We start from the raw sequence: 7,825 nt of genomic DNA, 5'->3' as shown, positions 1-7,825 counted from the left end.
AGGGAATCGAGCGATCGCCGACTTGAATATTTTGGCTGTTGGTGGCTGCGGCAGCGAGGACGCGGGGATTGTTGTGCGGTCTGGGCGCAAAGTCGGTGAGAGAACTAGCGGTAATGTTATTGATGCGATATTTCTCGACCAACCATTGTTTGCCATCATAAAGCGCGGCGAGGGGAATATAGCGCAGTTGCCCGTCTGGGGCGTAAATGATCGTTTGTACCTTCGCCTGTTGCAGTTCGGCATCAAAGGGATGAATCAACCAGTCATAGAATTTCTGTCCGTCTTTTCTGACATCAAAGGAAGAAGGATCGCGCAGGTTGGCGCGAAACTCCACGATCGCGGCATTGAGAACTTCGCGTTTGAGGTTGATAGTTCTACGGATTGGAGGTGTGGTAGCCGTAATTAAAATCAGTTCGAACCGATCGTCGAGGATGAGGGGATAGAGCAACGCGGCATTTTGGACTTGGGCGAGGCTTTTACGCAGTCGGTTAAATTTCTCGATATCAACGTTTTGGGCTTGTTCGGTGCGGCGCAGTTGTTCGATTTGTTTCTGCACTTCTGGACTTTTGAGAAAGGCGTTGAACTGTTGGTTGCGATCGCTTTCTTGGGAAGTCAGATAGGCAAGTCGCTGTTGTTTGACTGGATCGAGTTTCCCTAAGCGATCGAGTTTTTGCAGGTCGGCTAGTTCGTTACCGAGGGCGATAATCGTTTGTTCGGGACGCTGGAGGTCAGTTCCTTTTGCTGTTTGCTCGTTGCCGCGCACGGTTTTAAGGTAGTCGCTGAGTTCTTGGACTTTGAGCAGGTCGAGAACCTGTTGGGCTTCGAGGACGCGGTCTTGTTTAAGCAGTAAATCAGCAAGTTCGCGGTAGGTTTTCTCGACGGTATCTAAATAGGATTTTTGGATGTCTTTATCAAGTTTGCGAAGGTCTTTACGGATGGCTTCGCGCACGTTGACCGATTGCTTGTAAAAGAGAATCGCGAGTTCGGGTTGTTTAACTTTGGATAAAACATTCCCTAGATTTCCGAGAGCGTAACCCTCGACACTCCGAGCGCCGATCTCTCTAGCAATAGTCAAGGCTTGCTGAAATGAAGTCATGGCTTCGCGATCGCGATTCAGTTCTCTGTAGGCAATGCCTAAATTATTCAGTGTGTGACTTTCTCCACTTCTGTCTTTTATTTCTCGCGAGATCGCTAGGCTTTGCAGATAGTACTCAATCGCCTTGTCATATTTATTCAGCTTTTGGTAAGCGAGACCTAGATTTCCCAGTTCTTGTCCCTCACCCAGTCTTTCTTTTATTTCCCGCGCGATCGCTAAGCTTTGTAGATGGTACTCAATCGCCTTATCATATTTACCCAGGGAATAGTATGCGAGACCCAGATTTCCCAGTGCAATGCTCTCACCCAGTCTTTCTTTTATTTCCCGCGCAATCGCTAAGCTTTGCTGTTGGTACTCGATCGCCTTATCATATTTACCCAAGGAATAGTATGCGAGACCCAGATTTCCCAACGACCACCCCTCACTAAGCTTGTATTTGATTTCCCGATCAATTGCTAAAGCTTGGAGATGGCACTCAATCGCATTGTCATATTTTCCTAGTTTTTGGTAAGCAAGACCCAGACCCGTCAGCGATGATCCCTCGCCCTGTCTATCTTTGATATCTCGATAGATAGTCAATGTTTGCTGCCAAGACTGCACCGCTGCCTCAAACTGGCTGATTTTCCATTGCTGTATCCCCTGATAATACAGCCGATCTGCTTCGGCTTTGCGTGTTGTCGTGTTTTGAGCGATCGGTTTGTTGTCCGATATTTGAGATTGTGGTGTCGTCGTTTGGTTTGCGGCGCCGATCGCATGGGGTAAATCAATCCCAATTCCCCAAAGACTTGATGCCAGCACAAGTGTGAGTGGGTAGATCCGTGCAGCCATAACAACACCTCAAGATTGCCCCACAATTATACATTTCCCCGCCTAAAACCCGAAACAAACATGATTTCCGTAGGGGCAATAAACATTTACGCATTTCACCAACATCACCCCACGGGAACGCTTCGCCCAAAACCCCACAATGTAGGAAAAATTTGCGATGGAAAGAGGGTTGTGCATTGGCTCCTTGTTTTCTCAATTCTATCCAAATCGCTCCGATAATTTAGCCATTAAATATTGCTGAATACGAGACTCAATTCCTCAAGTCCATCCAATAGATTGGCAAGCCGATCTTCTGGCAGATGGGATAGTCGCTCGGCAATGCGATCGCGCGTCACTTGACGAACAGATTGCAAATGGTCTTCCCCTTCGGGGGTGAGGTTCAGTACGACTTGCCTGCGCAATTTGGGATGTGCTATACGGGTAACAAATTGCTTTTGCACCAAACGCTCAACCATTACAGAGGTAGAGGCACTACTAACGCCAAGATAATCCGCGAGTTCGGCAAGCGATGCGCCGATATTTGCTTGTAAAAAAGCCAGAGTACGTATCTGCGGAATCGAAAGACAGGAAGATTTTTGCAGGCGCACCTCAGTATGAATACATTGCATCACTGCGGGGACAACATCCACAACTCTGGTAGCGCAATGTTGGGACGAAATTGAATTATGTGATGCATTCATCTTGACGCCGCAGATATAGTGATGTAGTAGTACTAAATGTTAGCTAAGTTAACAATCAGAATACCTTAAAATAATCATAATCGCAAAATTTACGAAACTGCTTGAAAGCTATGCGCCACCCTGTTTTTTCTGCCTTACTTTTAATTTCAGTTTTGTTCGGAAGCCCTTGCCTTCTTACTGCCTGTGGGTCATCTCAAGCCCAGTCCGAAAAATCTGGTGAAAAAAAGGCAGTTCCTGTGGTTTCGGCAGTCGCAAAACGTCAAAGTATACCGCTCTCGGTGCAGACAACAGGTGTTGTGCAGGCCTACGCAACGGTGTCTGTTAAATCTCAGATCGCGGGGCAGCTCGTCGAAGTGTATTTCAAAGAAGGGCAGGATGTCAGTCAAGGCGATCGCTTATTTACGATCGATCCGCGTTTGTTGGAAGCAAATTTGGCAAATGCGATCGCCAACCGCGACAAAGCCGCAGCCCAAGTAGCCCAAGCACAGGCTCAGGTGGGGCAAGCCCAAGCCCAAGTACTCCAAGCCCAAGCAAACGTGGCGAGAGATGTGGCGCAGGCAAAGAATGCCACGCGGCAAGCAGAGCGTTATACGGGTTTACAGAAGCAGGGCGTAATTAGCCAGAACCAAGCAGAGCAATTTACTTCTACAGCTGAGTCGCAGCAAGCGATCGTCGTCGCCAGCCAAAGTAATGTGGGCAATGCGATCGCAGCGGTAGATTCTGCCGAAGCCAATCTCGAAAATGCTAGAGCGGCTTTAAATTCGGCGGACGCTGTGGTTGAGAGTGTCAGGGTTCAGCTTACCTATACGGCAATCTTTGCACCCATTGATGGTCGCGTCGGAAAACTGAATGTGGATCGGGGCAACTTGGTCAAAGATAACGACACAAATCCTTTAGTTGTGATTAGTCAAATTACACCGATTTATGTGGAATTTTCGGTTCCACAGCGGTTACTTCCCGAGATCAAAAAATATCAAGCTCAGAAAAAATTAACCGTAGAGGCAAACCCACCTCAAGATTCAGGAAAACCCGCACAGGGCGAATTGGTATTTGTCGATAGCACAGTGGATGCCGCCACAGGCACAATCAAACTAAAAGCGCAATTTGCGAATCCACTCAAACAACTTACCCCAGGGCAATTTGTTAATGTCAAGCTGAAACTGACCGAAAACCCCAATGCGATCGCCGTGCCAAAGACAGCTATACAAACTGGGCAAAAAGGCACGTTTGTCTATACGATCAAGGCCGATCAAACGGTGGAAGTACGTCCCGTGACTGTAGGAGCAATTGTCAATGATGCGATCGTAATTACGAAGGGCTTAGAAGATGGCGAACGTGTGGTTATAGACGGACAATTTAATCTCTCACCCGGTGCCTTGGTAAAAGAGCAAGAAAAAGGAAAAGAAGAAAAAGGAAAGGAGAAAGAGAAATAGAAGCGCTCTAGCATCCTTAAAAGCAAAGGAAAAGAGGAAGCACGAATATCACTAATTTAGAGGAATTTAGGACGAGTAAATCACAGCTCTTATAGAACGGGTCAAAGTATTTTTTATCCAATAGGTTTTCTATGAATCTCTCTGAAATCTTTATTCGTCGTCCGATCATGACCGTTTTGGTGATGACGGGCATTTTGATTTTTGGACTCGCTAGCTACCGTTTGCTGCCCGTGAGCGATCTACCGAATGTGGATTTCCCTAGTATTCAGGTGACGGCTAACTTACCCGGTGCTAGCCCTGAAACCATGGCATCCTCGGTGGCAACGCCCTTAGAGCAGCAGTTTTCGACGATCGCGGGCATTAGTTCTATGAACTCGACAAGTACGATTGGCACTTCTCAAATTACGCTGCAATTTGACCTCAGTCGTAACATTGACGGAGCCGCTCAAGACGTACAGTCCGCAATTTCAGGCGCGGCGCGGAGACTTCCCGCCACCATGCCCACGCCTCCTACTTTCCGTAAAGTAAATCCAGCCGATCAACCGATTTTCTATCTGTCGCTCAACTCAACGGTGCTGCCGCTATCGGAAGTCAATAAATATGCCGAAACGCAATTGGCTCAGCGCATTTCCACGATTGATGGGGTAGCCCAAGTGAATGTAATGGGTTCTCAAAAGTATGCCGTGCGGGTACTCGTCGATCCGCAATCGCTCAGTGCTAAAGGCATTGGTATTGATGAGGTTGCGACAGCGATCGATAAGGGAAACTCCAACCAGCCTACGGGTACGCTGAATGGAACGCAACAGAATGTCACCATTTCTACGAATGGGCAACTAACCAATGCTGAGGATTATGGCAAAATAATCGTTGCCTATCGCAATGGTTCGCCAATTCAGCTAAGCGAGATCGGGCAGGTGATTGATAGCGTAGAGAATGACAAACTAGCGAGTTGGTTTAACGGAAAACGCGCGATCGTGCTGTCAATTCAGAAGCAGCCCGGAACCAATACGGTTGAAACCGTCGAGCGAATTCGCAAAATTTTACCCGACTTTCGCAAGCAAATTCCTGCTGCCGTGAATATGGAAGTACTGTTCGATCGCTCCGAACCCATTAAGGAATCGATTGATGATGTACAGTTCACCCTGCTGCTGACGATCTTCTTGGTTGTCGTGGTAATTTTCTTGTTTTTACGCAATCTCTCGGCGACGATCATTCCCAGCCTAGCCGTGCCGCTTTCCTTGATTGGTACGTTTGGGGTCATGCTGTTACTGGGCTATTCCTTGGATAATATCTCTTTGATGGCACTTACGCTTTCAGTTGGGTTTGTGGTTGATGATGCTGTCGTCATGCTAGAGAATATTGTGCGCTATATGGAAGAGGGTGAAAAGCCTTTCCGTGCTGCGCTCAGAGCCTCTCAGGAAATTGGCTTTACCATTCTTTCGATGACGATTTCGCTGGTTGCCGTGTTTATTCCCATTCTGTTTATGGGGGGTATCTTAGGCAGATTGTTTAAGGAATTTGCGGTGACAATTAGCGTTGCGATCCTGATGTCAGGGCTGATCGCGATTAGCTTAACCCCAATGTTATGTTCGAGATTCCTACGGGTAACAGAACACAAACATGAAGAAGATCCCCAACTGCTCGCGATCGCCGCATCCGATCTTTCTCAAGAATATACCCAAGAATATACCCAAGAATATATAGGTTCGGCTGGTTCCACGGATACAGCTCAAATCACCCTATCTGAAGGTGGGCAAGAATATCCAAGTTCGGCTAGTCCCACCGATAGCATTCAAACCGTCGGTGGAAACGGTCAAACCGTCGGTGGCAATGGTCAAACCTTTGGTGGTAATGGTTCGCCGCCACCTCGTCCTGGTTCGCCATCCTTTTTGGCTCGTTTGTACGATCTATCGGAGCGCTTCTTTAATAACATGCAGAATGGTTATGCTTGGAGTTTGAAAAAAGCGTTTAAGCACCATCGCATTACCTCTACGCTCTCCGCCTCGATTTTAGTGGGAACCGTGGTTCTATTCGCGATCGTGCCCAAGGGGTTTATTCCTAACACAGATATTGGCTATATCACTGCCACCACTCAAGCTTCTCCAGATATTGCCTTTGATGCCATGGTGCAGAAACAACAAGCCATTGTCGATATCATTCGCAAAGATGAGAATGTTAAAGCCGTAAACTCAACCGTTGGTGCGGGAGGCCCAAATGCCACGGCCAATACTGGACGAATTTTTATCCCGCTTAAGCCTCGCAATCAGCGATCGCTAAGTTCCGATGAGTTTCTACAAGAACTGCGTCCAAAACTGACGAAGGTTCCGGGGATCAAAGTCTTTTTGCAAAATCCCCCCGCAATTAACATTGGTGGGCAGCAAACCAAGGCACAGTATCAGTTTACCTTGAAAGCCACAAGTTTTGAGGAATTACAGAAGTATGCGCCTGCCTTTGAAAAAGAACTGCGTAAATTACCCGAACTCCTAGATGTCAACACCGATCTGCAAATTAACAATCCCCAAGCTTACGTCAAGATTAACCGCGATCAGGCGGCTCGGTATGGCTTAACTGCCAACCAAATTGAGACGGCTTTGTCCTATGCTTACGGTACGAGGCAGGTTTCGACAATCTATGCGCCGGATAATCAATATCAAGTCATTTTGGTTGTGGGTACAGAGTATCAGCTCGATCGCAATGGTTTGGATTTGCTCTCGGTGCGATCGCCCAACGGACAATTAGTCCCACTCAATGCAGTTGCCACGATCGAGCGATCGGTTGGACCTTTGGTGGTCACCCACACAGGGCAACTGGCCTCAGTGACGCTCTCGTTTAACTTAAAGCCGGGGATTTCGCTCGGTGACGTCACTGGCAAGATTACCGAACTGGCAAACCAAACCTTACCTAGTGATATCAGCACGGGATTTCAAGGCTCGGCGCAGGCATTCCAAGATTCTTTACAGGGTTTAGGATTTCTACTGCTTGCAGCAATTTTCATCATCTACATCGTCCTAGGTATTCTGTACGAAGACTTTATCCATCCGATTACCATTCTCTCTAGCCTTCCCTCGGCGGGCTTCGGGGCGTTAATTACGCTCTTGGTATTTCGGGTTGATTTAAATATCTATTCTTTTATCGGCATCATTCTCTTAATTGGGATTGTCAAAAAGAATGGGATTATGATGATTGACTTTGCGATCGGCGCTCGCAACGATGGCAAGAGTCCCGTAGATGCGATTTACGAAGCCTGCTTGGTTCGCTTTCGTCCCATTATGATGACAACGATGGCAGCACTGATGGGAACCTTACCGATCGCCCTTGGTTTTGGTGCTGGCGCTGAGGCACGTCGCCCTCTAGGACTAGTGGTTGTGGGTGGTCTACTGTTCTCGCAATTTCTGACGCTCTATCTCACGCCTGTGTTTTACACCAATATGGAGTCTTTAAAGCGCAGGTTTAGCAAGGCTAATAAGCGCAAAGTCGCGATCGCCGATTGAGCGCTATCCCCTTGATGAAATTGGCGATCGCGATACCATTGTTTGAATTAACGTCAGTTCAGGATAAGAGAACCTGAAACGCTATACATCCCAAGGATCCCCCCATCCCCCCTTAAAAAAAGGGGGGAGAATTTACTTGTCCCCCTTTTTTCAAGGGGGATGCCCGATAGGGCAGGGGGATCAAACCTTTCGGTTCCAACAAGTTGGCTTGCTTTGATCCGAAGTCCTTAAACCGAATTCACGTTATTAGAGTTGTTGGGAAATAAAAACAAGTTGTGGACAGGGTTTTCCTCTTCC

The 7,825-nt window shown here is 47.5% G+C and carries 4 protein-coding genes; 2 read left to right on the top strand and 2 right to left on the bottom strand.

Translation table 11 applies throughout. The annotated features are described in order from the left end of the window. Together V2H45_RS24060 and V2H45_RS24055 are read right to left on the bottom strand one after the other, a co-directional pair. On the bottom strand, nucleotides 1–1,924 hold a 1,924-nt coding region (locus tag V2H45_RS24060; RefSeq protein ID WP_330486236.1), incomplete at its 3' end, for a CHAT domain-containing protein. A gap of 227 nt (nucleotides 1,925–2,151) precedes the next feature. Next, nucleotides 2,152–2,604: a MarR family winged helix-turn-helix transcriptional regulator gene (locus V2H45_RS24055; protein WP_330486235.1), complete on the bottom strand. Its 453-nt coding sequence runs from the start codon at nucleotides 2,602–2,604 to the stop codon at nucleotides 2,152–2,154. Between the two features lie 110 nt (nucleotides 2,605–2,714). Between V2H45_RS24055 and V2H45_RS24050 the strand changes: the two genes are divergently transcribed. After that, complete coding sequence (locus tag V2H45_RS24050) at nucleotides 2,715–4,037, top strand: efflux RND transporter periplasmic adaptor subunit (RefSeq protein WP_330486234.1); 1,323 nt, start codon at nucleotides 2,715–2,717, stop codon at nucleotides 4,035–4,037. A gap of 131 nt (nucleotides 4,038–4,168) precedes the next feature. Then, nucleotides 4,169–7,528 (top strand): efflux RND transporter permease subunit, encoded by a 3,360-nt coding sequence (locus V2H45_RS24045; protein ID WP_330486233.1) that lies wholly within the window; start codon nucleotides 4,169–4,171, stop codon nucleotides 7,526–7,528. The last annotated feature ends 297 nt before the right edge of the window (nucleotides 7,529–7,825 follow it).

Source organism: Tumidithrix elongata BACA0141 (assembly GCF_036349135.1).
GTDB classification, from domain to species: Bacteria; Cyanobacteriota; Cyanobacteriia; order Pseudanabaenales; family Pseudanabaenaceae; genus Tumidithrix; species Tumidithrix elongata.
The sequence above is the reverse complement of the archived record's forward strand: the minus strand, read 5'-3'. Positions and strand labels throughout refer to the sequence as shown.

What these genes read in the sequence shown, in the direction of transcription:
- V2H45_RS24055 (WP_330486235.1), bottom strand. Translation starts at nt 2,604, where the DNA reads ATGAATGCATCACATAATTCAATTTCGTCCCAACATTGCGCTACCAGA.
- V2H45_RS24050 (WP_330486234.1), top strand. Translation starts at nt 2,715, where the DNA reads ATGCGCCACCCTGTTTTTTCTGCCTTACTTTTAATTTCAGTTTTGTTC.
- V2H45_RS24045 (WP_330486233.1), top strand. Translation starts at nt 4,169, where the DNA reads ATGAATCTCTCTGAAATCTTTATTCGTCGTCCGATCATGACCGTTTTG.